This is a genomic window from Streptomyces sp. NBC_00775, from assembly GCF_036347135.1.
Taxonomy (GTDB): Bacteria; Actinomycetota; Actinomycetes; order Streptomycetales; family Streptomycetaceae; genus Streptomyces; species Streptomyces lutosisoli.
On the sequence record NZ_CP108938.1, the window covers coordinates 1,211,574 to 1,235,676 of the forward strand.

The following is a 24,103-nucleotide window of genomic DNA, read 5'->3' on the forward strand; positions in this document are numbered from 1 at the left end:
AGAGCTGGGAGGGCTGAGCCGGGCCGGGAGGGTCAGCCCAGCAGGGAACGGCCGATGATCTCCTTCATGATCTCGGTGGTCCCGCCGTAGATGGTCTGGATACGGCCGTCGGTGAAGGCCCTGGCGACGCGGTACTCCGTCATATAGCCGTAGCCTCCGTGCAGTTGGAGACAACGGTCAGCTACCCGCTTCTGCAGCTCGGTGGACCACCACTTGGCCATCGAGGCGTGCACTGCGTCGAGTTCGCCGTTCGAGTGATCGACGATGCAGCGGTCGAGGAACGTCCGGGTGACGGCGCACTCGGTGGCCATCTCGGCTATCTCGAAGCGGATGTGCTGGAGCTTGGAGAGCGGCCGTCCGAAGGCCTCGCGCTCCTTGACGTACTCGGTCGTGATCTCCAGCAGGTACTCGGCGGCGGCGATCCCGGCGACGGCGATGCCCATGCGCTCCTGCGCGAGGTTCGTCATGAGGTGGCCGAAGGCGCCGTTCAGCTCGCCGAGGAGGTTCTCCTTGGGCACGCGTACGTCGTTGAAGAACAGCTCGGCGGTGTCCTGCGACTTCTGGCCGATCTTGTCGAGGTTGCGGCCGCGCTCGAAGCCCTCCGTGCCGCGCTCGACGACGAGCAGGGAGAGCCCGTGAGCGCCGCCTTCGGGTGTCGTCTTCGCGACCACGATCACGAGGTCGGCGAGGATGCCGTTCGAGATGAAGGTCTTCGAGCCGTTGAGCAGCCAGTGGTCGCCCTGGTCCTCGGCATGTGTCTTGATGCCCTGGAGGTCGGATCCGGCGCCGGGCTCGGTCATGGCGATCGCCGTGATCAGGGAGCCGTCGCAGAATCCGGGCAGCCAGCGCCGCTTCTGTTCCTCGGTCGCCAGGTCCGTCAGATACGGCCCGATGATGTCGTTGTGGAGCCCGAGGGCGAGCCCGGCGGCGCCCGCGCGCGTGAACTCCTCGGCGAGTACGGCGCTGTAGCGGAAGTCGGCGTTGCCACCGCCTCCGTACTCCTCGGGCACGGCGAGCCCGAGCAGCCCCTGCTTCCCTGCCGCCCGCCAGGCGTCGCGCGAGACGATGCCGTCCTTCTCCCACTGCTCGTAGTGGGGCAGTACTTCCTTGGCGAGGAAGGTGCGCACGGTCTCGCGGAACGCGTCGTGCTCGGCGGTGAAGATCTGCCGCTTCATGCGGGAAACGCCTTCCTGGAGTTCATATACGGGCGAGCCCCTCTCAGAGCCAGCCCTTGACGGTTTCGATCAGCCTGGCCGGTTCCGGTCCGACGGGAATGACGTTGAGCATCGTCACTCCGGCCGCGCGGAAGGCCTCGACACGCTCGCGGACGTACCCCTCCGGCCCGCACAGCGACATGAGCTCGCAGAACTCGTCCGGCACGGCGGCCTCGGCCTCCTTCTTCCGGCCGGACAGATACAGCTCCTGGATCAGCCGGGCTTCCTTCGCGTAGCCGTACGCCACCGCGAGGTCGTTGTAGAAGTTCTTGCCGGGCGCGCCCATGCCCCCTACGTAGAGGGCGATCTTGGGTCGCGCGAGGTCGCGTACGGCCGCCGCGTCCTCGCCTATGGCGAGCAGTCCGCCGGCGACGGTCCGGAGCGGGCCGAGTTCGGGGTCCCGGCGCGCGGCGCCCTCCGCGAGCGGCGCACCCCAGACCTGGTGGGCCTTCTCCGGGATGAACAGGGTGGGCAGCCAGCCGTCGGCGAGTTCGGCGGTCATCCGGACGTTCGCGGGGCCCAGCGAGGCGACGTAGAGGGGTACTTCGGGGCGTACGGGCTTGGTGAGGATCTTCAGGGGTTTGCCCAGGCCGCCGGGGCGGGGCATGTCGGTGATGCCGTGGTGGTCGATGACCTCGCGGCGCAGGATACGACGGGTCAGTTCGATGACCTCGCGTGTCCGGCCCAGGGGCTTGTCGTACGCCTTCCCGTGCCAGCCCTCGACGACCTGTGGGCCGGAGGCGCCCAGGCCGATGATGGCGCGGCCTCCGGAGATCGCGTCGAGCCCGGCGGCGGTCTGCGCGATCAGGGCGGGGGTGCGCGAGTAGACGTTGAGGATCGCGGCGCCGATCGTCATGCGCTCGGTGCGGGCGGCCAGATAGCCCATGATCGTCGGCGCGTCGAAGCCGTAGGCCTCGGCGACCCAGACGGCGTCCAGGCCCGCGGACTCAAGGGCGGCGACGTCATCGGCGGCGCGGCGCGGGTCGCCCGCGTAGTCGAGCGGAAGGGAGAGCTGCATCAGGCGCCGTCCTTCCTCGGGTCGCTGTCTTTCATCGGGTCGCTGTCCTTCAGAAGGTGGGGTACGCCCCAGTCGCGGGCCACGTCCACCGTGTCGGCGCCCGGCTGAGCGGGGCCGGTGCGGACGGCGGTGTGGGTGACGGAGAAGCGGGGCGCGGGGGCCGGCTGGGTGATGCCGCCGTGGTCGACGAAGGTGCCGCGGGCGGCGAGATGGGGGTGGGCGGGCGCCTCGCGCAGCGACAGGACGGGGGCCACGCAGGCGTCGGAGCCCTCGAAGACCGCGGTCCACTCGTCTCTCGTACGGGTCTTGAAGCGGGCGGCGACCGCCTCGCGCAGCTCGCCCCAGCGGGCCAGGTCCTTGCGGGCCGAGGCCAGTTCGGCGATGCCGAGCAGTTCGGCGAACTCGGCGTAGAACTGCTGCTCCAGGGCGCCGACCGCCATGTACTGCCCGTCGGCCGTCTCGTACGTCCCGTAGTACGGGCAGCCGCCGTCCAGCAGGTTGGCGCCGCGCCGGTCCTGCCAGCCGCCGGCGGCGAGCATGCCGTGGATCATCGCGGCGAGGTGTGCGGCGCCGTCGACGATGGCCGCGTCCACGACCTGTCCCGCTCCGGTCGCGCGTGCGTGGTGGAGTGCGGCGAGGACGCCGACGACGAGATAGAGCGAGCCGCCCGCGTAGTCACCGACCAGGTTCGCGGGAACCGTGGGCGGCTCGTCCGGCCGGCCGATCATGCCGAGGGTGCCGGTGAGGGCGATGTACGCGATGTCGTGCCCGGCGCGCTGGGCGAGCGGGCCTTCCTGGCCCCAGCCGGTCATGCGCCCGTAGACGAGCTTCGGGTTGCGGGCGTGGCAGGCACCGGGGCCCACGCCGAGGCGCTCGGCGACGCCGGGGCGGTAGCCCTCGATGAGGATGTCGGCGCGTTCGACCAGGTCAAGGACGCGTTCCTGGCCGTTCTCGGTCTTCAGGTCGAGGATCACGGACCGCTTGTTGCGGTTGGTGACGTCGTACTCCGGGTTGATCGCGAGCCCGGCGCCGCCGGGCCGGTCCACTCGGACGACATCCGCGCCGAGGTCGGCGAGGAGCATGGCCGCGAACGGGCCGGGACCGATGCCCGCCAGCTCGACCACGCGCACCCCGGCGAGCGGGCCGTGTCCTGGCGTCCCTGCCACTGCCATCAAGCCCCCAGCACTGTGACACTACTGATGTGACATCAGCGATGTTAAGAACGTGTTCCACATCGGGCAAGCCCTGGACGAGCAAGCGCTTAGTTAAATTCCGGTCGGCGGATGATGACGAAACAGGCCAGAACGGGCCGCGTCAACGCTCGTCGAGCTCGGCGATCAGCTTCTTCGGCGCGATCGTCCGGTAGCTCTCCTCCACCCAGTCGCACAGCAGCTCCGCGGCCGGAGCGCCCCGCTCCGCCAGGGGTATGCGCACCCAGCCGGACGTGCCGAGGCCGTATCCGGCGGGCTCGGCGCCGGGCGAGGTGAGGGCGTGGGCATGCGCGGCGTCGTCCTTGAGCTTCAGGGTGACGCCCAGCGGATAGCTGCCGTCGTCGACGCCGAGGAAGACGAACACCTTCTTGTTCACCTTCGCGACGGCCTCGCCCCAGGGGAACTCCTCCGAGGCGCCGGGCAGGCCGAGGGCGAACTCGCGTACCTTCTCCCACTTTTTCAGGGCGTTCTTCGGCACGGCCACCGCTACCTCCGACCTCATCGTCCGGCTGCTCGTACCTCACGCTAGCCTCAGCCACCGACAACGGCGCTTCGCGCACGGCTGAGAGGTGTCATGAGCAGGCTGAACGGGACGGATCGCGCGTACGACATCGTGCTCTTCGGAGCCACTGGGTTCGTCGGGGAACTCACGGCGGAGTATCTCGCCGCCCACGCGCCCGAGGGGCTGCGCTGGGCGATCGCGGGGCGGAGCGCGGAGAAACTGGAGCGGCTGCGCGAGCGGCTGTCCGGCGCCCCCGGGGTACTCCGGGCGGACGTGGCCGATCCGGAGTCACTGCGTGAACTCGCCCGGCACGCGCGTGTGGTGGCCACGACGGTCGGGCCGTACATCACGTACGGCGAGGAGCTGGTGGCCGCCTGCGCGGACGCCGGGACCGACTACGTGGACCTCACCGGTGAGCCCGAGTTCGTGGACCTGATGTACGTCCGGCACGACGCCCGCGCGCGGGAGACGGGGGCGCGGCTCGTGCACGCCTGCGGCTTCGACTCGATTCCGCACGACCTGGGCGCGTACTTCACCGTGCGGCAGCTTCCCGAGGGGGTGCCGCTGAGGGTCGACGGATTCGTACGCTCCCAGGCGATGTTCTCGGGCGGCACCTTCGCCTCGGCGCTCAACCAGTTCGCGCGCGGGCGGCACATGCTCGCCGCGGCGCGGGACCGCAAACGCCATGAGCCGCGTCTGATGGGGCGGCGGGCCATAGCGCCGCTGGGCGCTCCGCGGTTCGCCAAGGAGGTCGGGGCGTGGGCGCTGCCGCTGCCCACGATCGACGCTCAGGTGGTCCAGCGGTCCGCGCGGGCCCTGGAACGGTACGGGCCCGACTTCCGCTACCGCCACTACGCGGCCGTCGAGCGGCTGCCGTTCGCCGTGGGCGGGGTCGCGGCGGTGAGCGCGGTCTTCGCGGCGGCTCAACTGCCGCCCGCGCGCCGCTGGCTGTCCGACCGGGTCAAGCCCGGGGACGGGCCGAGTGCCTCGCGGCGGGCGAAGAGCTGGTTCTCGGTGCGGTTCGTGGGCGAGGGCGGTGGACGCCGCGTCTTCACCGAGGTCGCGGGCGGCGACCCGGGCTACGACGAGACCGCCAAGATGCTCGCCGAGTCGGCCCTGTCCCTCGCCTTCGACGACCTGCCGAAGACGTCCGGGCAGGTCACGCCGGCGGTGGCCATGGGAGACGCGCTGATGGAGCGCCTGCGCGAGGCGGGGATCACGTTCCGGGTGGCGGCTGTCCTGTAGTCGGGGCAGTCCGGACAGTCGGGGTGGTGCGGGCGGCCGGGAAGGTCCGGGCGGTCGGGATGGTCGAGGCAGTGGTAGCTCAGGACGACCATCCCGTGACCGTGTAGATCATCCCGCCTATCCAGGCGAGTCCGGCGATCACGGCGAGGACCAGTGCGGCCATCACGGCGCGCTCGACGGGCTGGGCGGGGTGGGCGGCGGTCTTCGGGGCACGGTGCGTCGTCATGCGGCACAGCCTGCCGATCATGACGGTGGAGCCACATCCGTACAGGTACTCAGAACACGTACTCAGTCAACGGATGGGGACCATCACGGGGTTGCCTCCTGGAGGGCCCGCCTGCAGAGGGAGTCCGCACGTCGGGTGGACTCCGGGAGGCGGTACTTCGGGGCGAGCGCGAGCGTGTGCGCGCACGCGTTGTCGAGGCTCACCCGGTGGCCGACGGAGACGAACACCGGCTTGACGCCGTCCTGGGTGCGCAGCGCGCGGCCGACCTCGTCCTCCCCGGAGACCAGTGCGGACGCGCTGCCGCGCCGGGTGCCCGGCTCCTCGTACGAGAAGGTGAAGGGGTTCTTGGCGACCCCGATCGTGGGCAGCCCGGTGAGGACGCCGAGGTGGCTGGCGAGGCCGAAGCGGCGCGGATGTGCCAGGCCGTAGCCGTCGCAGACGACCAGGCCGGGGGCGCAGGGCAGGGCGTCGAGTGCGGCCAGGACGGCCGGGATCTCACGGAAGGCGAGCAGCCCGGGAACGTACGGGAAGGAGACCTGGCCGACGGCGGTGGCCTCGGCGACGACGTCGAGGGTCGCCGCGTCGAGCACGACGGCCGCCGCCACGACGACGTCCCGCTCGTCGTCGTACGCGACGTCGACCCCCGTCACCCGGCCGGTGCCGGGCGGCGGCCCCGGTTCATCGAGCACCACCCGCTCCCGCAACTCGTCCTGTACGGCACGGGCTTGCTCTTCGGTGGCGGGCCAGCCCGCGGGAATCCTTACGGTCGTCATGGTGAGGACGAGCCTAGGGGCCCGCGGAGCAGGGTGAGCGGTCAGGGGTAGGCTCGCGATCATGTTCGTACTGGAGCTGAGCTACACCGCGCCGCTCGAAGCCGTCGACGCCGCTCTGGAAGCCCACGTCGCCTGGCTCGACGAGCAGTACGCGGCCGGTGTCTTCGTCGCCTCCGGGCGCAAGAACCCCCGCGACGGCGGCATGATCCTCGCCGTCGCGGAGGACCGGGCGAGGATCGAGCAGATCACCGCGGGCGACCCGTTCGTCGCGGCGGGCGTGTGCGCTTACCGCATCACCGAGTTCATCGCGACCAAGACGGCGCCCGGCCTGGAGCGCTACCGGGAGACGCCCGGCTGAACCGGGCATGGGTTCACCGGTCGCCCAGCGCGCGCTTCAGCTCGCTCTTGTCCATGCCCGATCGGCCATGGATGTTGCGCCGCTTGGCCTCCTCGTACAGCTGGTCGTAAGTGGGACCCTGGGCACCTTCGTGGGAGCGCAGGCCGCCGCGCCTGCCGGAGGAGATGTCCTCGGTGGATGTGCGGCTCGCGGTTTTCGACTCGCCGGACCGGGCGCGCTCCTTGTTGACGGTGCGCGCGGCGATCTCCTCGGCGCGCTTCCTGCTCTCTCCCCGCTCGAGCGCGCTCTCCTTGACGTGCTCGTACTGGCGTTCCCGCTTGGGGTTCGAACCGCGGGGCATGACGGCTCACTTCCTTTCGCAGCACGGAACGGGTACGCCGCCGCCTCGGACAGGTACCTGGTTCCCACGCAACCACAGCCGTCTCCCCGCCGCACAGCGGGCCGCGGGTCAGCGCTCCAGGCGGGCCACCCGTCCCTTCTCGCCGGAGGCCCAGCAGCCCAGGTCGGGGGTGCAGTCCACGGTGTCGTACGAGCCGGTGTCGAGGGTGCGCCAGGTGCGACCGCCGTCCGTCGTCAGGTCGGTGCCGGTGGGGCCGACGGCGAGCGCGGCGGTACGGCTGTGCGGGAGCCAGGTGACGCCGGAGCGGTAGGCGGGCGGGGGCTGGGCGGCGGGTGTCCAGGTGCGGCCGCCGTCGGAGGTGAGGGCCGCGGCCTGGGGTGAGGCCTGGTCGGCGCGGTAGTCGCCGCCGACCGCGAGGCCGTGAGTGGGGTCGCGGAAGGCGACGCCGAAGACGCCGCGCGCCGGGTCGCCGGCCGGGATCGGCGTGTCGGTGGCCGTCCAGGTCAGTCCGCGATCCGAGGAGTGCAGCACGCGCGCGCGTGCACCCCCGCCGGTGGCCAGCCACACGTCACGAGGCCCCGAGCTGACCAGGCACTGCCCGCTGGCCGCGAAGCCCGCCTCGCCGTCCTGGGCGGCGGGCATCCCGTCACTGGGCAGCACCTTCCAGGAGCGGCCGCCGTCACTGGTCGACAGGATGCGGAACTTGCCGTCCACGGGGTCGCTCATCGCCAGTCCGTGGCGCCGGTCGAAGAAGGTGAGGCAGTCGTAGAAGGCCTTCGCGTCGGTGTTGCGGAAGGACTCCGTCCAGGTGGCGCCGCCGTCGTCCGTGCGGAAGACACGGGAGGCCTCGCCCTCACCGATGGCGAGGACCACGGCGCGCCGCGTGTCGAACGCCTCGATGTCACGGAATTCCAGGTCCGCCGCCCCGGGCGGCGAGACGTTCCGCCAGTTCGCGCCGCCGTCGGTGGTGCGCAGCACGGTGCCCTTGGAGCCGGCCACCCAGGCCGTGTCCCGGCTGACGGCCGAGAGTCCGCGGAACCGTACGTCCGTGCCGCTGTCCTTGAGCTGCCAGTGGGCCGCCTTCCCCGCCTCGTGTGCCTGCGCGGGTGATGCCGCCGTCAGCGCGGTGGCGAGCGCGGCAGCGCACAGTCCCACGGCGACCATCCGACTCGTACGTCTCGTCTTCCCCAAGCCCCTCATGGCGGGCGAAGCTAGCCCACTCCCCCGGCGCCGTCCAGATGGCGTCCTCCGGGAACCTCGGGGCATCGACTGAGTGTCCTCTCGGATGTCCGGAGAGCACGGGACGGGAAATGGATCACTACAGGGATCACCCCAGTGAAGGGACTCGGTGACAGAGGTCACTCGGGTCTCAGGTGCACGCGGTGGCCCATTTCTTCGTCTCTTCATGTGACCGGCCTCATCCGCCCGGAGTTCGTCCAGCCGTCACAAGGGAGCAAGGCGTTGTCCACCGTCATCGAGCAGCCCGTAGAGGCCCGCCTCGTCGCCGCCGCGCCGCGGATGCCGAGCATTCCCGCAACGCTCCACTACGACCGGAGCGATCCCTTCGCCGTCCGTATGACCTTCCCGGCCCCGGCCACGCTGGAGGGCGTCGACGTGTGCTGGACCTTCGCGCGCGAGCTGCTCACGTCCGGGCTGGAGGAGGCCGTGGGCCGGGGCGACGTCCGGGTGCGGCCGTACGGCTACGACCGCACCGTCCTGGAGTTCCACGCCCCCGAGGGCACCGCCGTGGTGCATGTGCGCTCGGGCGAGGTGCGACGCTTCCTGCAGCGCACGACGGACCTGGTGCCCGTCGGTCTTGAACACCTCCAGGTGGACCTGGACCACGATCTGGCCGAACTCATGCGGGGTACGTGCTGAGCGCACCCGCCGGCGCATCTGCTGAGCGGCGCCCCGCCCTCAGTTGCTCCTGCCCATCAGGGTGTTGAGCTCGCCGTAGTCGAGGCCGTCGGTCAGCGAGTCGTAGGTCCCCGCGTCCAGCAGCTCCCGCGCGGCACGGTGGACCAGGGCGTGTGCGGCCTGCGCGATGCTCGAACCCGCGCTGATCCGGGCCACTCCTAGCGCGGCCAGCTCGGCGACGGACGGTGCGCCGGGGCCCACCAGTACGTTCAGCGGGCCCTCGATGCCCTCGACGAGTGTCTTGACGGTCACCGGATCGACGGTCCCGGGGACGAAGACACCGTCGGCTCCGGCGGCCAGAAAGGCGGCCGCCCGCTCCAGGGTCTCCTCGATCTTGCCCGCGCCGCGCAGATACGTGTCGATGCGGGCGTTGATGTACAGCGGCACCCCGGCCGCGTCGGCGGCCACGCGGGCCGCCGCGATGCGCTCCGCCTGCTCGGCGACCGGCCGCAGCGGCGCGCCACCGCCTTCGTCGCCGTAGAGCGCGTCCTCGATGTTCACGCCCACCGCACCCGCCGCGAGCACCGCACGGACCGTGTCCGCGACGCCCTGCGCGTCCTGAGCGTAACCACTCTCGATGTCCGCGCTGACGGGAACCCGCACCGCGGCGACGATCCGCCCCACCACGCCGAGAGCCGCGTCCCTGTCGAGCCGGTCCCCGTCCGCCGTACCCAGCCCCCACGCGAGCCCCGCACTGGTCGTCGCCACCGCGGCCGCGCCCGCCCCTTCGACGATCCGGGCACTGGCCGCGTCCCACGCGTTCGGCAGGACGAGCGGACGTCCGGGCACGTGCAGGGCATGGAAGGCGAGAGCGGTTTCGCGCAGGGAATCGGGGTTCACGCGGAGGGAATCGGGGTTCGTCATGGGGGTGAGCCAAGCATGGAGCGAGGTGGGGGGCTGGCAGGAAATCGACATGTACGTGAGGGAGGAACGCGGGCGGCGGGCGTTAATCCTTTGACAGGGTCCAGGGCCGCTCCTACGGTGTATATCAGTCCTGTTGCCGTCGATTGGAGAAGGACGTTGCTCGTCTGAGGTCTGAGACACCGCGTCACACACAGCCAGTGCTTTCTGGCCTCTGTGTGCGCAGCGTGCGACCTCGGCGTATGAGCCGTCCTCCGGTGCGGGGCCTTCTTGCTGCCCTCCTGACTGGATCGTCGTCACCTCGCGGTGTCCCGAACGCGTGCCCCTGACCGCATCCAGCAACCGCGAGGCCTTCATGTCAACCTCTCCCACCTCCATCACCTGTATCGACCTCTCCTTCACCTGGCCGGACGGCACCGCCGTCTTCGACGGCCTCCAGGTCTCCTTCGGTCCCGCCAGGACCGGGCTCGTCGGCGTCAACGGATCAGGAAAGTCCACCCTGTTGAGGCTGATCGCCGGGGAACTCACCCCGGTCGACGGCACGGTCCGGGTCGCGGGCGAGGTCGGTTACCTGCCGCAGAACGTCACCCTCGACACCGGTCTGCGCGTCGACGAGGCGCTCGGCATCGCCGCCGCCCGCGCCGCGCTGCACGCCATCGAGGCGGGCGACGTGGCCGAGGAGCACTTCGACCTCGTCGGCGACGACTGGGACGTCGAGGAGCGGGCGCTGGCGACGCTCGGCGAACTCGGGCTCGGGCACATCGGGTTGGACCGCACGATCGGTGAGGTCTCCGGCGGCGAGTCGGTGCTGCTCCGCCTGGCCGCGCTCCTGCTGCGCCGACCCGACGTACTGCTGCTGGACGAACCGACCAACAACCTCGACCTGTACGCGCGGCGGCGGCTCTACGCGGCCGTCGAGGCCTGGTCCGGGGTCATGGTCGTGGTCAGCCACGACCGCGAACTCCTGGATCTGGTCGACCAGATCGCGGATCTGCGCTCCGGAGAGGTCACCTGGTACGGCGGCAACTTCTCCGCGTACGAGGAGGCGCTCGCCGGCGAGCAGGAGGCGGCGGAGCGCATGGTGCGCGTCGCCGAGGCCGATCTGAAGAAGCAGAAGCGCGAACTGGTCGACGCACAGGTCAAGTTGGCCCGGCGCAAGCGGTACGGCCAGAAAATGTTCGACATTAAGCGCGAACCCCGCGCCGTGATGAGGATGCGCAAACGTACGGCACAGGAATCCGCGGGCAAGCACCGCATCATGCACGAAGAGAAGCTCACCGAGGCGAAGGAGCGTCTGGACGACGCGGTGGAGGCCGTACGGGACGACGACGAGATCCGCGTCGACCTGCCGTACACGGCCGTGCCGCCGGGCCGCACCGTACTCACCCTGGAGAAGCTTGAGTTGCGGTACGGCGCGCGTGTGGACGGCGTGTTCGAGCTGCGCGGGCCCGAGCGGATCGCGCTGATCGGGCGCAATGGCTCGGGCAAGACCACGTTGCTGCGGACGATCCACGGGGAGCTGGACGCGGTGTCCGGCGACGCCCGGGCCCATGTGCCGTTGCGTTTCCTGCCGCAGCGGCTCGACGTGCTCGACGACGAGCGGACGGTCGCCGAGAACGTGGCCCGGTACGCGCCGGCCGCCACCAACAACCGGATCCGGGCGCGCCTGGCCCGCTTCCTGTTCAAGGGGGCCAAGGCCGATCAGCGCGCGGCGACGCTCTCCGGCGGCGAACGCTTCAGGGCGGCGCTCGCGGCGCTACTGCTGGCCGAGCCCGCGCCGCAGCTCCTGATGCTCGACGAGCCGACGAACAACCTCGACATGGCGAGCGTCCGGCAGCTCACGACGGCCTTGGACTCCTACGAGGGGGCACTGATCGTCGCCAGCCACGACGTGCCCTTCCTGGAGTCGATCGGAATCACGCGGTGGCTGCTGCTGGAAGGAGGAGAACTGAAAGAAATCACGCCGGAAGCTGTCGGGTATCCCTCATAGCGCTGGGCCTGGGGGACGCCTAGCGTCTGATTCGGGGGCTGCCCGGCGTCGAGCCGGGGGCTTTCGTGCGCGCGGACCCGCGCTGCATGATGTCCGCCGACGCCCCCTGCCGATTCGGAGATCCATCCGTGCCCAGCCAGAAAGCCCTGATACGCCGTCCCAGCCCCCGCCTCGCCGAAGGGCTGGTGACGCACATCGAGCGCGCGAAGGTGGACGTCGACCTGGCGGTCGAGCAGTGGGAGGCGTACGCGGAGGCACTGCGTACGCACGGCTGGGAGACCGTCGAGGTGGACCCCGCCGACGACTGTCCGGACTCGGTGTTCGTCGAGGACACCGTGGTCGTCTTCCGCAATGTCGCCCTGATCTCCCGCCCCGGCGCCGAGTCCCGGCGCGGCGAGACCGCCGGGGTCGAGGAGGCCGTGGCCCGGCTGGGCTGCTCGGTGAACTGGATCTGGGAGCCGGGCACCCTCGACGGCGGTGACATCCTGAAGGTCGGCGACACGGTGTACGTGGGCCGCGGCGGGCGCACGAACGCGGCCGGGGTCCAGCAGCTGCGGGCGGCCTTCGAACCGCTCGGGGCGCGGGTCGTCGCCGTACCCGTGAGCAAGGTGCTGCACCTGAAGTCGGCGGTCACCGCGCTGCCCGACGGGACGGTTATCGGCCACGAGCCACTGGTCGACACGCCGTCGCTGTTCCCGCGCTTCCTGGCGGTGCCGGAGGAGTCCGGGGCGCACGTCGTGCTCCTGGGCGGAGGAAAACTTCTGATGGCCGAGAGCGCCCCGAAGACGGCGGAGCTGCTCGCGGACCTCGGCCACGAGCCGGTCCTCGTGGACATCAGTGAGTTCGAGAAACTCGAAGGCTGTGTGACATGTCTCTCGGTCCGGCTCCGGGAACTGTACGTCTGAACGGGTGATCGGGACGTCCGTCGGGCGCTCGTACGGTGCTGGGACCTGGGCTTGCAGGGCCCCTGCCCGCGGGCCTCCGGGAGTGCGTGATCTCCCGTGGGGACCCCCGCTGACCAGGGGGGCTTTACAGCACACTTAACCTACGGTTTCGTAACCTACGGATACGTAGCCTACGATGCCGTAGGTTGCGTCCTCGCTTGTTGTACACGTCCCCCTGGAGCACCCGTGACGATCACTTCTCCCCACCTCGGCAGCCCGTCCGCCGCCTGGACCGACGCTCGACTGCTGTACGCGCTGGAAGAAGTGGTCGAGACCGAGCTCAACCGCCACCTGAAGGTGGCCAAGGACTGGATGCCCCACGAGTACGTGCCGTGGAGCGACGCCCGTAACTTCCCCGGCTTCTTCGAGGACGGCGAGGCCTGGGGCAAGGAGCAGTCCAAGGTCACCGAACTCGGCCGGATCGCGCTGGTCGTCAACCTCCTCACCGAGGACAACCTGCCCAGCTACCACCACGAGATCGCCTCGCTCTTCGGCCGTGACGGCGCCTGGGGCACCTGGGTGCACCGCTGGACCGCGGAAGAGGGCCGGCACGGCATCGTGATGCGCGACTACCTGCTCGCCTCGCGCGCCGTGGACCCCGACCAGCTCGAGGCGTTCCGCATGCAGCACATGAGCGAGGGCTTCGAGTCGGACAACCGCCACTCGATGCTCCACTCGGTCGCCTACGTCGCCTTCCAGGAGCTCGCGACCCGCGTCTCGCACCGCAACACCGGCCACCAGTCGGGCGACCCGGTCTGCGACCGCATGCTGGCGCGCATCGCGACCGACGAGAACCTGCACATGGTCTTCTACCGCAACCTGCTGAAGGCCGCGTTCGAGCTCGCCCCCGACCTCACCATGCAGGCCGTGCGTGACGTCATCGTCAACTTCCGGATGCCCGGTCACGGCATGCCCGGCTTCGAGCGCGCCGCCGCGCAGATGGCCATCGGCGAGGTCTACAACATGCGCATCCACCACGACGACGTGCTCCAGCCGGTGCTGCGCCACCTCAAGGTCCTGGAGATCGACGGCCTCGGACCCGAGGGCCTGCAGGCCCAGGAGGAGCTCGGCTTCTTCATGGGCGGTCTGGACGCGGAGGCCTCCAAGTTCGACGAGAAGCTCGCCGCCCGCAAGGCGCGCATGGCGGCACGCGCCGCCGGCTGACGCCCCCGGCGCCCGCTCCGCGTCACCTCACTCCTGCGCCGTCACCTGGTCCAGCGCCGCGTCCCGCACGTCGGCCACCGGGTGGCGGCGCAGTGCTCTCAGCTGCTGCCGCCAGGGCGCGGCCCAGCCGGTACGGCTGCCGATCGCCCCGGTGACGGCCGCCGCGAGCAGCCCCTCGCCGTGCCCGCCGTGCGCGGTCAGCCTCCGTACCGCGACGAGCAGTGCCTCGGGATCCCCCTCGTGCGCCTGCCGCCGCAGCCGCTCCCCGAGCTCCCCGGCCGTCCGGGCGGCGAGCGCGGGCCGGCCCTCGGTGAGGGCGGCCAGCCGCTCCAGCCGCCCCAGGTCGGCGTCCAGGTCCAGGTGGTACGCCGTGATCGCGGCCGCCTGCGGTACAAAGGCGTCGTACCCGGCGAGCAGCTCACCGGCGGCGAGAGCCGCGGGACGGATGGGTCCCGGGACCGTCCTGGCCTGCAGGGCCAGGCGTGCGACGAGGTGGTCGACGCGCTGCCGGGCCGGCCGGTCCCGCCGCTCGTCCGCATCGGCATCGGCCTCCGCCGCGCTGCCGGTCTCCGTGTCCACCTCGGCCAAGGCCCTCAGCGCCTGCTCAAGCCCCAGGCCACCCCGTGGCGAACCCGCCGCCGCGGTCACCAGACCGCCCGCCGCCGCCCGCCAGCTCGTGCGTCCCGTCAGATCGGTGACGGCGTCGGCGAGAACCGTCGGGGCATCCGGGGACCAGGGCGCCCAGCGGGCCAGGGCGTCGAAGGCGAGGGTCGCCGTCTCCGCGTCGTCGGTGGAGGACACGTCGCGGATCAGCCGGGCGTAGCGCTCGCGGTGCGGCTCGGGCAGGTCCAGCGGGGTGACACGCAGGACCGCGGTGCGGAGCACCGGTTCGGCGCCGGCGGCGGCGCGCAGCAGGTCCCAGACCGGTTCCTCGGCGAGCAGGCCGCCCGCGAAGGCCACGATGGCGGCGCGGACGTCGAGGTGGGCGCCCGGCGCCGCGTACACCTCGGTCAGCAGCGCCGCCGCCCGCGGCATCGGAAGCCGTACGGCGGCGAGCCGGGCGGCCTCCTTGCGGCTGGTCACCTTGGCGCGCGACGCGAACAGCACGGCGCGCAGCTGCTCGGCGAGGCGCGACGGCGCCGCGTACCGGGACGCCTGCGTGGCCGCGTACACGGCGACCCGTGCCCGCTCCCCGCCCGCGTGCGCCAGCAGCTCGGGCAGCGCGTCGGCGGGCCGGTCGGTGCGGGCGAGCGCGGCGAGGGCCGCCTCGGCGAGCACCACGTCCGGCGAATCCGTCCACCGGCGTACGAGATCGGCGCCGCTGCCCGGGACCAGCGCGCCCCGCGCGACGGCCGCGGCCCGCTGGTACAGCGGCAGCCCGGCGTCCTCGGCCTCCGCCGTCAGCTGCCGGGCCACCGCGAGGTGTTGGCGCGGAACCCAGCGGCGTACATCGCGGTCCACCGGTACGGTCCAGGGGGTGCCCTTGGTCAGAAAGCGCCCGTACGGCGGGGCCTCGGCGAGCAGCGGGTCGAGCAGATCGGTGCGGCGCCGGGTGACGATCCCGAGGACGGGCCACAGCGCACCGGCCGACGGTTCGAGCGCGAGAACGCGCGCCACGCGCTCGTCCCGTGTCGCGGGCGACTCCAGCCACAGTTCGACGGCGGAGCGCACGGTCCCGTCGTTGCCGTATCGGATGGCCTGCCACAGGAGTTCCTGCAGCTCGGGCATACCGGCGGCGCGGCGGCCCACCGCGCGGGCGAGTGCGAACGCGAGGCTGTAGTCGGCCTTCTCGGCGCCCGCCTCGACCCAGGGGCGCAGGGCCTCGTACACCTGGTGTTCCTGGCCGCGGCGCAGCCTCGCGTCGAGCCGGCCGAGGTCGGCGCCGCCGGTGTTGCCGGATATCCGGACCAGGGTGCGCAGCGCCCAGTTCACCAACTCCCGGCGCCCGCTTGCCGCGTGCTCGCGCAGGACGGACACCGCGAGCCTGCTGAGGTTCTGCCGGGTGGCGGGCGAGGAGTCGCGGGCCTCGACAGCGTCCAGGGCGATCCGGTCGAGGTGCGGCTCGGCGTCCTCGGTGAACAGCGCGGGCCGCACCCCGGAGAGCGCGCCGAGCGCGGCCGAGCGCACCGGGTCGTGTTCGTTGCGCAGCCGCCCCATCTCCCGCAGTACGGAGGTGACGGCGGCCGAGTCGCCGGAGCGGGCGGCGTTGCGGATGAGCAACGGCCAGGCCTCGGCGCGGTCTTCGGCGGCCGGGCGGCGGGTGGCCTCGACGAGCCGGTCGCGTACCTCGGCGACGGGCAGGAAGGAATCGGCGAGCAGCAGGGAGTTCCACTGGGCGCCGCCCTCACGCGCGGCGGCGGCCATGCGGCGGGCCTCCTCGGCGACGCAACTGCGCGGCAGCACTTCGAGGATGGCCGCGTCGATGGTGACGTGTCCGGCTCCGCGGCCTTCCTGCGCGGCCCGGTAGAAGGCGTGGCGTCGCGCCGGCGGCAACGCCTTCACGAGCGGTGCGAGATCACCCCAGTCGGCCAAGGCCCGCCCGTACGACCCGAGTTCGGGCGCTCCGGAGCGGGCCAGCCTGCGCAGCACGGCGGGGCCCAGGGACCGGCTGCGGCGTGCGGCGAATCCGGTCGGCGTGAGCAGCAGTCTCAGCAGCCGGCTCGGGTCGGCTGCCGCGAACTCCGCGAAGCGCTCACGGAGTTGGTGCGGAAGGGTGGCGGGCCCGAAGCGTTCGAGCAGGTCGAGCACGCGCAGCGGCTCCGCCGCGACCGTGGCGGCCACACCCGGCGCGTACCGGCTCCACCAGGTGGCGTGCGTCGCCTCGGGCAGCGCCGTCAACTCCCGTTCGGCGACGTCGAGAAGGAGGCCAGGATGCCGCTTGGCGAGGGTCTTCCAGCCGGTGACCGCGTGGAAGAGTTCGGGAAGCAGTCCGCCGACCGTCTCCGCCGTGCACCCGGGGAGCAGTCGGGCCGCCTCCGCGTCGCCCCAGTCGCGCCGCAGGCCGTCCACGAGCCGGTCGGCGAGTGCGGTGCGCCGTCCCGCGACGATGGCGCGCAGCAGCTCTCTGCGGACCGCCTCGGGGGCGTCGTCGAGAGCCGACTCGTAGGCGGAGTCGGGCACGTGCAGGCTTTCGGCGACGCGCAGGGCGTGGCCGCGCACGAAGGCGTCCGGGTCGGCGACGCGGTCCGCGATCCACTCGGCGTCCCGGCCGACGGACGCCGCGACGACCGCGATCCCGCGTTCGTGGGGTCCGCGCACTTCGAGCTCCTCCAGCACCGGCCGCAGCGGCACCATCTCCCTCACCCGCAGGGCGAGTTCGCGCATGCGCTGCGGGTGAGGGAGCGGATCGAGGGCGTTCAGCAGACTGTCGGCATCCTGCCGCGGGGTGCGGGCCATGCGGGGATTGTGCCTGCTGGAAGCCGTACCGCGTACTGATTTCCCGGTGCGGACCGCCGGGCGGCCGGGGCATCATGCGCCCATGCATGACATCAGTACGTCGAGACGCGCGATCGAGTTCCTGCTGGGTCTGATCGGGTCCGACGACGCCGAGCGGGTGAGGGGGCGGATCGGGCTGCCCGAGCCCGATGCCGACGAGCGCACGCACAACCGCCGCGTGCTGTACTCCGTTTGGAAGTCGATCGCCCTGCCGTCCTCCGTTCTGCTGTGGGCACTGGAGGAGGACGATCCGGAGCGGAACGTCGTCGTGTGGGGGCACAAGTCGGCGGACGACGCGATGCGCCGGGCCGTCATGCTGGGCGTGCCCCACGGCCCCGGCCGCACCCATGCCGTACGGGTCGACAAGGTGCTGCGCCACGAGCCGGAGCTACCGGTGCCGCGGCACTTCAGCACGTACGGGCTCATCGGTGCGCTGCGGGCGTCGACGTCCATGGGGCCCGCCAGGTCGGCCGCGTCCATGGTTCTGGGGCGGCGGGGATGGCAGGCGGTCGCCGACGCGGACCGGGAGCGTCCGCTGCCCGGTTACGCGCGCTGGGCGCTGACCGTGCGCCCCGACTGCCCGCCCGCGCTGCGCGCCCGGTTCGGCTCGCACGCGAAGTTCACCCACCGGGTGCGGCAGGCGGGCGTCATCGACGGTCCCGCGCAGTACGCGACGGCATGGAGTCCCGCGAGCCGCGTGCTGACGGTGCTGTTCCTGGGCGTGACCTTGTTCCCGACGCGCGTCGGGGAGGCCGAGGACGCGCTACGGCCGCTCGTACGGGACCATTTGGGAGACCGTGAGGACGCCTGGGCGGTGCTCGGCCAGCTGATCGGGACGTTCCAAGGGAGCGTTCCGGAGCTGGTGATCACGGCGGGGGCGATCGCCTGACCGGCACCTTCGTTGTGGCGAGGGGGCGGGAGGGGGCGGGGCGGCTGGATTCGAACCAGCGTGTTCTGGTTTTGGAGACCGGTGCGCCTGCCTCTGCGCTACGGCCCCGCCCTTGGCGCCGAGGGTAATGCCTTGGCCCGATGTCAGTGCGGCCTGGTACCAAAGAGGCAATGGGGGAGATCGGACACGGGGGCGGGCATGGCGTACGGAGAGCGGGGGCGACGGCCTGTCGTCGATCTGGCGGACCGCAGGGCGCTGGAGCGGTTCCGGCCGGCCGACGCGGAGGTCGTCGAGCAGGCGCGGCGGCTCAAGGAGGCCGCGCTGCTGGACTTCGGGCTGACGGAGTCGGCGGTGGCCTCCTGGCTGTACGCGAAGTGCCACCACCAGCTGGCGACGACAGCGGTGGACACGGCTGCCGTGGTGGCCTCAGGCGACGGTTCCTGTCTGCTTCTCTACAATCCGGGCTTTTTCGTACGACTCGGCCTGGACGGCGTGAAGTTCGTGCTGTTCCACGAGGCCCGGCATCTGGTGCAGCGGCATCTGTTCGCCGACCCGGAGCTGCGCGCGGACCCGGTCTTCGAGGTGGCCACGGAGGTGTCCATCAACCATGTGGCGCTGGTGCGGCTCGGCAGGGACGGCCTGCCCCTGCTGGACGGCCGTCCGACGGGCATCGATCCGCGCGAGATCCACGAGGCGTACCGGGAGGACCTGCTCGCGCAGGGTCTTGAGCCGGTCGCGTACGACGAGTTCACCCAGACCGACATGACGGTGTACGGCGAGCTGAAGAGGATGCGGCATCCTCCGGTTCCCGCCGGACGGCTGTGTGTGCATCTGACGTCCGACGTGCCCGCCGACCAGGAGACGGTCGACGAGGTCTCCTCCTCCGCGCTGCTCAACGCGCTGCTGGCGGCCCGCCGCGGGCACGCGGGCGCCGAGCAGGAGCTGCTGGATCTGATGGGCCGCACCGAGGACGCCTCGGCGCGGGCCGCGAAGATCTGGGGGCAGCTGGGCGCCGGTGAGCTGCGCGGCGAGACCGCGCGGACGCGGACGGTCGACTGGTGGCAGCGCTGGCTGGTCGACGTGCTCGGTTCGAAACTGCGTGACGGCGAGCGGCTGGTGTACCCGAAGAAGCGGGGTGCGCTGCTCGCGGCGCTGGGCCAGGACCCGATGCTCTCGCGGCGCGGCCCGGTGCGCGACAAGGTCCTCGTCATCGCGTACGACACCTCGGGCTCCATGCCCGACCGGGTGGTCGACTGGCTCACCGACCTCGTCGGACGGATCGACGGGGTCGAGGCGCACTGGCTGTCCTTCGATGCCGTGGTGATGCCCTTCGAGCCGGGCGGCCGGGTCTACGGCGGAGGCGGCACGAGCTTCCAGGCCGTCGCGGACTACGTGGAGGGGCGTACGGAGGTGAACGGCCGCCGCTGCGAGGTGAGTCCGGACGCCGTGGTGATGCTGACCGACGGATACGCCCCGCCGATCACGCCCGCCGAGCCCGACAAATGGATCTGGCTGATCACCGAGGGCGGCCATGAGTGGCCCGACAGCCACATACCGGCGATGGACTGCCATCGCGTGAGCACCGGATCGCACTAGTGACTCCCCACAGCACAGGACCAGGACGGATGACTACCGCCATCAACCCCACCCACCCCGACCGCACCGCACCCGCGCCCTCCCGCCTCGAGTCGTTCATCGACGCGCTGATCGACATGGGGCAGACGGGCCAGATCTTCGGCGAGCACGGCATCGGCAAGACGGCGACGTTCTTCTCTCATGTGGCGCGCGCCCACCCCGACGCCACGCTGGTCTACGTACCCGCGGCGAACCTCACCCCGGACGACCTGCTCGTCAACGCGCCGGTACGGGACCCGCGCACCGGCGAACTCGTGCTGCGCCAGCTGGTGATGAGCCAGCTCAAGCCCGGCACGCCGTTCGTGCTGCTCATCGACGACTCGCTCCAGGCCGGTGAGACGATCCAGTCGCAGCTGATGCAGATCGCCTGCAACTGGACGCTGGGCGAGCACGATCTGCGCGCCCTGGGCTGCATCGGAGTCTTCCTCACCGACAACGAGTCGCTGGGCGAGACCTCCGCGCGGCGCAGCGACCTGGCGCTCCTGGACCGCATGGTCACGATGCGGATCACCGCGAACGACACCTCGTGGCGGCGCCATCTCGTGGCCAAGTACCGCGAATGGGACCTGGATCCGGTGTTCTCCCTGTGGGCGTCCCTCAGCCCCACGCTCCGCGAACGGCTGTCGCCGCGCACGCTGGACCATGTCCTGGCCAACGCCCGGGAGGGCTTCCCGCTGCGCTGGGCCCTGCCGCTGGTGGGCGGCGAGCGGCTGCGGCTCGTCGAGCCCCGCCCGGACGGAAAGCCCGGTCAGAACCGTACGGCCGAGATCCTGGACCGGATCGCCGAGCACGTGGGCGTGTCCAATCCGTCGACGATCCCCGATCCCGTCCGTCAGGTCCTGCGGGCCGCGCTGCGCAATCGCTGGACGGTGCTGCTGCAGGGCCCGCCGGGCTGCGGGAAGACGGAGCTCGTACGGGAGACGGTGCGCGAGGGGCTGGGCCGGGAGCCGCTGTACTTCTCGCTGCCGGTGACCAATGTCGAGGACCTGTGCGCGCCGATCCCGTCGGCGGACGGCACGCTGGACAACCTGCTCGCGGCGGGCTTCACGGGGCCCGAGCCGAAGGCGATCGTCTGGGACGAGTACAACCGCCCCAAGGACAAGGCCGCCTTCGCCAAGCTGATGGAGATCACCCAGGAGTGGTCGCTGGCGGGGCGCCGGATCGAGAACCTGCGGGCGCAGATAGCCGTGCAGAATCCGCCCTACCACCTGGGCCGCAAGCTCCTGGTCTCGCGGAACAACATCGCTCAGGCGACCCGTTTCACGGCCTCGCTGACGGTCGAGCCCGAGGACATCCCGGCCAATGAGTGGCTGCTCGCGCGGTACGGCTCGGACGCCGAGACCGTCCTGGAGTGGTGGAAGCACGACATCGACGACGACGGCCGCGCCTGGATCACCAAGCGGACCCTGGAGCGCCTCATCAAGCTGCACCGGCGCGGGCTGCCACTGGAGATGGCGACGGTCTATCTCGGCGACGGCGAGTACGCCCCGGTGCCGCTGACGGCGCTCGTCGACCGCCTGAGCGGACGCCCGGTGACCGGTCTGCGCGAGCTCGCGCGCGAGGCGGACGCCTGGGAGGCCCGGCTGCGGCGCGCGGCGGAGCACTCCGACGAGGGTGCCAATGACAGCGATGTGGTGCACCAGGTGCTTGCCAACGCCGAGCTGTCCCAGCTGAAGAAGCACCGGAAGGTGGTGGCCCGCCTTGTGCCGCTGCTGCCGCCGAAACTGCGGGCGACGTATCTGGTGGGGGCGACGCAGGAGCAGCAGCGGTTCTGGACGGAGATATTCATGGGCATGCGGCGCTGATCACCGGTGGTCGTCGCCGTCCGGGGGCGCCGTGCGGTGCACGCTGCGTACGGCGGCGACGTCGGCCGGGACCGACGGCATCGGGACGTGCGCGCTCAGCGCCTCCAGGCGCCGCTTGACGCTGGTCGCGATGCCTTGTCCGAGGACGAAGCGGGTGGCCGTGACGGCGCTCGGTGCGGTGTCGAGGAGGCGGTGGGCCTCGCGGCTGCGCATGCCGGTGTGGGTGAGGACCAGGTGGGTGAGGCGGTGTTCGGCGCTCGCGAGGGCGTCCGCGATCGCCTCGGCGGCCGTGAGGTCGACACGGTTGTCGGCCGCGCCGAGGACGGCAGCCGCCCGTACGCGCCCCAGGTCGAGCAGCGTGACCCCGGCCGCGGTCGCCGCTGTCACCAGTCGGGCGGCGGCTCCCGGCCCGATGCCGTTGCTGGCGACGGAGAGCCGGCCGAGCCGTCCGTGCGGCGCCCGCTCCAGCGCGGCGGCGAGCCGGAGCGCGCCCCCGTCGCCCAACCGCGCCGCTGACACATAGAGTTCGCCGATCGCGCCCGCGACGATCAGCGCGGCGAGGGGTACGGCGCCGTCCGCGCCCAACGGGTTGCCGCCGATGAACAGCCGCTCGATGCGGCGGCCGTTCTCCGCCGCGGCGAGGAGGGCGTCGGCGAGGACGACCGTGCCCGCCGCGTCGAGCCCGGTCTGGACGAGGTCGAGGGTGCGCAACGACCGTGCGGCTTCGATGAGTTCGGCGGCGGCCTGCCCTCCCCCGCTGTCGAGCGGGTTGCGCTTGAGCCACACCCCGGTGACGACGCGTGGCGATGCGCGCAGGTTGTCGGCGATGCGGCAGGCGCCGCCCGCGGTGATGCCGTTGCAGCCGAGGTAGAGCGTCTCGACGTCCGCGCCCGCTGACACGGCGGCGGCGCCCTCGTCGCCGAGCCCGTCGGTTCCGAGCAGCAAGTGCCTTACGGGGGAGGGCCCTTCGGACCGCTCGGACAGCGCCTCGGCGACCAGCGCGGCACCCTGCGCTCCGATCCCCTGCTTGCACAGGTCGAGCCGGCCGTCGGGCAGCGCGGTACCCGCCGTGAAGTCCAGCCGCTCCCCGGCCGGACGGCCACCGCGCAACCAGTCGAGCAGCGGTGCCAGTTCGGCCACCGGGCGGGGCACGACCGGCGGCACGCCCGCGAACTTCGCCCCGGACTCCGGCTCTGTCTCCGGATCGGGCTCGCTCACCACTCCGCCTCCCGGTAGTCCTTGAGGAACACGCCGGACAGGGGCTCTCCCGCCTCACCGCGCACGATCGGGTCGTACACCCGGGCCGCCCCGTCCACGATGTCCAGCGGCGTACGGAACCCCGCACCCGCCATCCGCTCCTTCTTGGGAGCGGGGTTCTCGTCGGTGATCCAGCCGGTGTCGACCGCGCACATGTGCACGCCCTGCTGCGCCAGTTCGGCGGCGCTCGTGCGGGTGAGCATGTTGAGGGCGGCCTTCGCCATATTGGTGTGCGGATGGCCGGCCATCTTGTTGCGGACGGCGAAGCGGCCCTCGACGGCCGTCACGTTGACGACATAGCGGCGCGGGTGGGGCGAGGCGAGGAGCAGCGGGAGCAGCCGGTCGCAGAGCAGCGCCGGGGCGAGCGCGTTGACCAGTTGGGTCTCCAGCACCTCGGCCGGGTCGAGTTCGCCGAGCCGGGCCGACCAGGAGTTGTCCGGGGAGGGATCGGGCAGCAGGCCCGCCTCGTCGGCCTCGCGCAGCAGGACGGGCAGCGCCGAGGGGCCTCCCTCCAGCGCGCGCATCGGCGTGAACCCCGGTGCCTGCCGGGCTCCCTCGGGCAGCCCGGCGTACTCCCCCGCGGTCAGCAACGCGTACGACTCCGGGGGCCGTCGCACTGTCTGCGCGGCGTTGTTCACCAGGATGTCGAGCGGCTCGCCCTCCTGCCGCAGCTGCTCGCACAGCCCGAGGACCTGCCGTGGGTCACGCAGGTCGACGGCCAGTACCGTCAGCCGGTCCAGCCACTTCGCGCTCCCCGGCTCGGCCCGGAAGCGGCGCACGGTGTCGTGCGGGAAACGGCTGGTGACCAGCAGTTCGGCGCCGTCGCGCAGCATCATCAGGGCCAGCTGGAAGCCAATCTTGACCCTGCCCCCGGTGAGCAGCGCACGGCGGCCGCTCAGGTCGGTGGCGAGGGCGCGCCGGGCGGTGTTGTCGGCGGCGCAGTCCGGGCACAGCCGGTGATAGAAGGAGTCGACCTGTCGATAGGACGCCTTGCAGACATAGCAGGTGCGCGGCTTGCTGAAGACGCCTCCCGCACGGGCCGCACCGTGATGGTGGGCCAGCGGCGCGTCCTCCCGCCGGTCGAGCGCACCCGTCGCGGTCGCCGCCATGGCGGCTGCGTCGGCGGCGGACAGCTCGGCGCCGCGCACCTTGCGCCTGCGCACCCGCCCGTCACGCGCGAAGGACGCGGCGACCTGCTCGGCCCGCAGCCGCACCGGGTCGTCCACGGACAGCGCCCGCAGCTTTCCGACCGTACGGTGGAAGGCCGCCAGCTCGTCCTCCGTGATCCCGCCGCCCTCACTCATGTGTCCCCGCCCCGA

Annotated in this window: 21 protein-coding genes and 1 tRNA gene; 9 read left to right on the forward strand and 13 right to left on the reverse strand. The window is 71.8% G+C overall.

The window, feature by feature from the left end:
- Nucleotides 1-32 precede the first annotated feature (32 nt).
- The 4 genes from OIC96_RS05640 to OIC96_RS05655 all read right to left on the reverse strand — a co-directional run bounded on the left by OIC96_RS05640 (nt 33) and on the right by OIC96_RS05655 (nt 3,945).
- Nucleotides 33-1,175: an acyl-CoA dehydrogenase family protein gene (locus OIC96_RS05640; protein WP_330308975.1), complete on the reverse strand. Its 1,143-nt coding sequence runs from the start codon at nt 1,173-1,175 to the stop codon at nt 33-35.
- A 43-nt stretch (nt 1,176-1,218) separates the two neighbouring features.
- A complete protein-coding gene (locus OIC96_RS05645) occupies nt 1,219-2,232 on the reverse strand; it encodes an LLM class F420-dependent oxidoreductase (protein WP_330308974.1) in 1,014 nt (337 codons plus the stop codon).
- On the reverse strand, nt 2,232-3,404 hold the full coding sequence (locus tag OIC96_RS05650; RefSeq protein ID WP_330308973.1) for a CaiB/BaiF CoA transferase family protein: 1,173 nt from the start codon (nt 3,402-3,404) through the stop codon (nt 2,232-2,234). The genes OIC96_RS05645 and OIC96_RS05650 overlap by 1 nt, the downstream gene beginning before the upstream one ends.
- Nucleotides 3,405-3,546: 142 nt before the next feature.
- Nucleotides 3,547-3,945 (reverse strand): MmcQ/YjbR family DNA-binding protein, encoded by a 399-nt coding sequence (locus tag OIC96_RS05655; RefSeq protein WP_330308972.1) that lies wholly within the window; start codon nt 3,943-3,945, stop codon nt 3,547-3,549.
- Nucleotides 3,946-4,017: 72 nt separating this feature from the next.
- Here OIC96_RS05655 and OIC96_RS05660 point away from each other — a divergent pair, with 72 nt between their 5' ends.
- Nucleotides 4,018-5,190, forward strand: a complete 1,173-nt coding sequence (locus OIC96_RS05660) for a saccharopine dehydrogenase family protein (protein ID WP_330308971.1) — start codon at nt 4,018-4,020, stop codon at nt 5,188-5,190.
- Between the two features lie 79 nt (nt 5,191-5,269).
- Here OIC96_RS05660 and mmpA read toward each other — a convergent pair whose 3' ends face one another.
- Entirely contained in the window at nt 5,270-5,416 is a 147-nt protein-coding gene (gene mmpA, locus OIC96_RS05665; protein WP_330310440.1) for a morphogenic membrane protein MmpA, read from the reverse strand.
- 83 nt (nt 5,417-5,499) lie between these two features.
- Complete coding sequence (locus OIC96_RS05670; RefSeq protein ID WP_330308970.1) at nt 5,500-6,189, reverse strand: endonuclease V; 690 nt, start codon at nt 6,187-6,189, stop codon at nt 5,500-5,502.
- A gap of 61 nt (nt 6,190-6,250) precedes the next feature.
- On the opposite strand from OIC96_RS05670, the gene OIC96_RS05675 reads away from it, so the two are divergent.
- Nucleotides 6,251-6,547 (forward strand): YciI family protein, encoded by a 297-nt coding sequence (locus OIC96_RS05675; RefSeq protein WP_330308969.1) that lies wholly within the window; start codon nt 6,251-6,253, stop codon nt 6,545-6,547.
- Nucleotides 6,548-6,560: 13 nt separating this feature from the next.
- Here OIC96_RS05675 and OIC96_RS05680 read toward each other — a convergent pair whose 3' ends face one another.
- Together OIC96_RS05680 and OIC96_RS05685 are read right to left on the reverse strand one after the other, a co-directional pair.
- A complete protein-coding gene (locus tag OIC96_RS05680) occupies nt 6,561-6,887 on the reverse strand; it encodes a plasmid stabilization protein (protein WP_330308968.1) in 327 nt (108 codons plus the stop codon).
- 108 nt (nt 6,888-6,995) lie between these two features.
- Nucleotides 6,996-8,051 carry a WD40/YVTN/BNR-like repeat-containing protein gene (locus tag OIC96_RS05685; RefSeq protein ID WP_330310372.1) on the reverse strand — a complete coding sequence of 352 codons (1,056 nt, stop codon included), beginning with the start codon at nt 8,049-8,051 and terminating at the stop codon, nt 6,996-6,998.
- 297 nt (nt 8,052-8,348) lie between these two features.
- Between OIC96_RS05685 and OIC96_RS05690 the strand changes: the two genes are divergently transcribed.
- On the forward strand, nt 8,349-8,765 hold the full coding sequence (locus OIC96_RS05690; RefSeq protein ID WP_330310371.1) for an SsgA family sporulation/cell division regulator: 417 nt from the start codon (nt 8,349-8,351) through the stop codon (nt 8,763-8,765).
- A gap of 39 nt (nt 8,766-8,804) precedes the next feature.
- Here OIC96_RS05690 and OIC96_RS05695 read toward each other — a convergent pair whose 3' ends face one another.
- Nucleotides 8,805-9,668 (reverse strand): isocitrate lyase/PEP mutase family protein, encoded by an 864-nt coding sequence (locus OIC96_RS05695; RefSeq protein ID WP_330308967.1) that lies wholly within the window; start codon nt 9,666-9,668, stop codon nt 8,805-8,807.
- 352 nt (nt 9,669-10,020) lie between these two features.
- Between OIC96_RS05695 and OIC96_RS05700 the strand changes: the two genes are divergently transcribed.
- The 3 genes from OIC96_RS05700 (at nt 10,021) to OIC96_RS05710 (ending at nt 13,763) form a co-directional block, all read left to right on the forward strand.
- Nucleotides 10,021-11,655: an ABC-F family ATP-binding cassette domain-containing protein gene (locus OIC96_RS05700; RefSeq protein ID WP_330308966.1), complete on the forward strand. Its 1,635-nt coding sequence runs from the start codon at nt 10,021-10,023 to the stop codon at nt 11,653-11,655.
- 128 nt (nt 11,656-11,783) lie between these two features.
- The gene (ddaH, locus tag OIC96_RS05705; RefSeq protein ID WP_327433627.1) at nt 11,784-12,560 is read left to right on the forward strand and encodes a dimethylargininase; all 777 of its coding nucleotides are present in this window, start codon (nt 11,784-11,786) and stop codon (nt 12,558-12,560) included.
- 225 nt (nt 12,561-12,785) lie between these two features.
- Nucleotides 12,786-13,763 carry an acyl-ACP desaturase gene (locus OIC96_RS05710; RefSeq protein WP_330308965.1) on the forward strand — a complete coding sequence of 326 codons (978 nt, stop codon included), beginning with the start codon at nt 12,786-12,788 and terminating at the stop codon, nt 13,761-13,763.
- 27 nt (nt 13,764-13,790) lie between these two features.
- On the opposite strand, the gene OIC96_RS05715 is transcribed toward OIC96_RS05710, so the two are convergent.
- Nucleotides 13,791-17,159 (reverse strand): hypothetical protein, encoded by a 3,369-nt coding sequence (locus tag OIC96_RS05715; protein WP_330308964.1) that lies wholly within the window; start codon nt 17,157-17,159, stop codon nt 13,791-13,793.
- A gap of 82 nt (nt 17,160-17,241) precedes the next feature.
- On the opposite strand from OIC96_RS05715, the gene OIC96_RS05720 reads away from it, so the two are divergent.
- On the forward strand, nt 17,242-18,087 hold the full coding sequence (locus OIC96_RS05720) for a hypothetical protein (protein ID WP_330308963.1): 846 nt from the start codon (nt 17,242-17,244) through the stop codon (nt 18,085-18,087).
- 34 nt (nt 18,088-18,121) lie between these two features.
- On the opposite strand, the gene OIC96_RS05725 is transcribed toward OIC96_RS05720, so the two are convergent.
- Nucleotides 18,122-18,197: transfer RNA gene (locus tag OIC96_RS05725), tRNA-Trp, on the reverse strand.
- An 88-nt stretch (nt 18,198-18,285) separates the two neighbouring features.
- Between OIC96_RS05725 and OIC96_RS05730 the strand changes: the two genes are divergently transcribed.
- Together OIC96_RS05730 and OIC96_RS05735 are read left to right on the forward strand one after the other, a co-directional pair.
- Nucleotides 18,286-19,683, forward strand: a complete 1,398-nt coding sequence (locus tag OIC96_RS05730; RefSeq protein ID WP_330308962.1) for a DUF2201 family putative metallopeptidase — start codon at nt 18,286-18,288, stop codon at nt 19,681-19,683.
- A 29-nt stretch (nt 19,684-19,712) separates the two neighbouring features.
- Nucleotides 19,713-21,527, forward strand: a complete 1,815-nt coding sequence (locus tag OIC96_RS05735; RefSeq protein ID WP_330308961.1) for an AAA family ATPase — start codon at nt 19,713-19,715, stop codon at nt 21,525-21,527.
- Here OIC96_RS05735 and OIC96_RS05740 read toward each other — a convergent pair whose 3' ends face one another.
- Together OIC96_RS05740 and OIC96_RS05745 are read right to left on the reverse strand one after the other, a co-directional pair.
- Nucleotides 21,528-22,745, reverse strand: coding sequence for a ribonuclease inhibitor (locus tag OIC96_RS05740; RefSeq protein WP_330308960.1), 1,218 nt, complete (start codon nt 22,743-22,745; stop codon nt 21,528-21,530).
- Nucleotides 22,742-24,088, reverse strand: a complete 1,347-nt coding sequence (locus OIC96_RS05745; protein WP_330308959.1) for an SDR family oxidoreductase — start codon at nt 24,086-24,088, stop codon at nt 22,742-22,744. Before OIC96_RS05745 ends, OIC96_RS05740 begins: the two co-directional genes overlap by 4 nt.
- Nucleotides 24,089-24,103 lie beyond the last annotated feature (15 nt).

What these genes read in the sequence shown, in the direction of transcription:
- OIC96_RS05640 (WP_330308975.1), bottom strand. Translation starts at nt 1,175, where the DNA reads ATGAAGCGGCAGATCTTCACCGCCGAGCACGACGCGTTCCGCGAGACC.
- OIC96_RS05645 (WP_330308974.1), bottom strand. Translation starts at nt 2,232, where the DNA reads ATGCAGCTCTCCCTTCCGCTCGACTACGCGGGCGACCCGCGCCGCGCC.
- OIC96_RS05650 (WP_330308973.1), bottom strand. Translation starts at nt 3,404, where the DNA reads ATGGCAGTGGCAGGGACGCCAGGACACGGCCCGCTCGCCGGGGTGCGC.
- OIC96_RS05655 (WP_330308972.1), bottom strand. Translation starts at nt 3,945, where the DNA reads ATGAGGTCGGAGGTAGCGGTGGCCGTGCCGAAGAACGCCCTGAAAAAG.
- OIC96_RS05660 (WP_330308971.1), top strand. Translation starts at nt 4,018, where the DNA reads ATGAGCAGGCTGAACGGGACGGATCGCGCGTACGACATCGTGCTCTTC.
- mmpA (WP_330310440.1), bottom strand. Translation starts at nt 5,416, where the DNA reads ATGACGACGCACCGTGCCCCGAAGACCGCCGCCCACCCCGCCCAGCCC.
- OIC96_RS05670 (WP_330308970.1), bottom strand. Translation starts at nt 6,189, where the DNA reads ATGACGACCGTAAGGATTCCCGCGGGCTGGCCCGCCACCGAAGAGCAA.
- OIC96_RS05675 (WP_330308969.1), top strand. Translation starts at nt 6,251, where the DNA reads ATGTTCGTACTGGAGCTGAGCTACACCGCGCCGCTCGAAGCCGTCGAC.
- OIC96_RS05680 (WP_330308968.1), bottom strand. Translation starts at nt 6,887, where the DNA reads ATGCCCCGCGGTTCGAACCCCAAGCGGGAACGCCAGTACGAGCACGTC.
- OIC96_RS05685 (WP_330310372.1), bottom strand. Translation starts at nt 8,051, where the DNA reads ATGGTCGCCGTGGGACTGTGCGCTGCCGCGCTCGCCACCGCGCTGACG.
- OIC96_RS05695 (WP_330308967.1), bottom strand. Translation starts at nt 9,668, where the DNA reads ATGACGAACCCCGATTCCCTCCGCGTGAACCCCGATTCCCTGCGCGAA.
- OIC96_RS05700 (WP_330308966.1), top strand. Translation starts at nt 10,021, where the DNA reads ATGTCAACCTCTCCCACCTCCATCACCTGTATCGACCTCTCCTTCACC.
- OIC96_RS05715 (WP_330308964.1), bottom strand. Translation starts at nt 17,159, where the DNA reads ATGGCCCGCACCCCGCGGCAGGATGCCGACAGTCTGCTGAACGCCCTC.
- OIC96_RS05720 (WP_330308963.1), top strand. Translation starts at nt 17,242, where the DNA reads ATGCATGACATCAGTACGTCGAGACGCGCGATCGAGTTCCTGCTGGGT.
- OIC96_RS05730 (WP_330308962.1), top strand. Translation starts at nt 18,286, where the DNA reads ATGGCGTACGGAGAGCGGGGGCGACGGCCTGTCGTCGATCTGGCGGAC.
- OIC96_RS05735 (WP_330308961.1), top strand. Translation starts at nt 19,713, where the DNA reads ATGACTACCGCCATCAACCCCACCCACCCCGACCGCACCGCACCCGCG.
- OIC96_RS05745 (WP_330308959.1), bottom strand. Translation starts at nt 24,088, where the DNA reads ATGAGTGAGGGCGGCGGGATCACGGAGGACGAGCTGGCGGCCTTCCAC.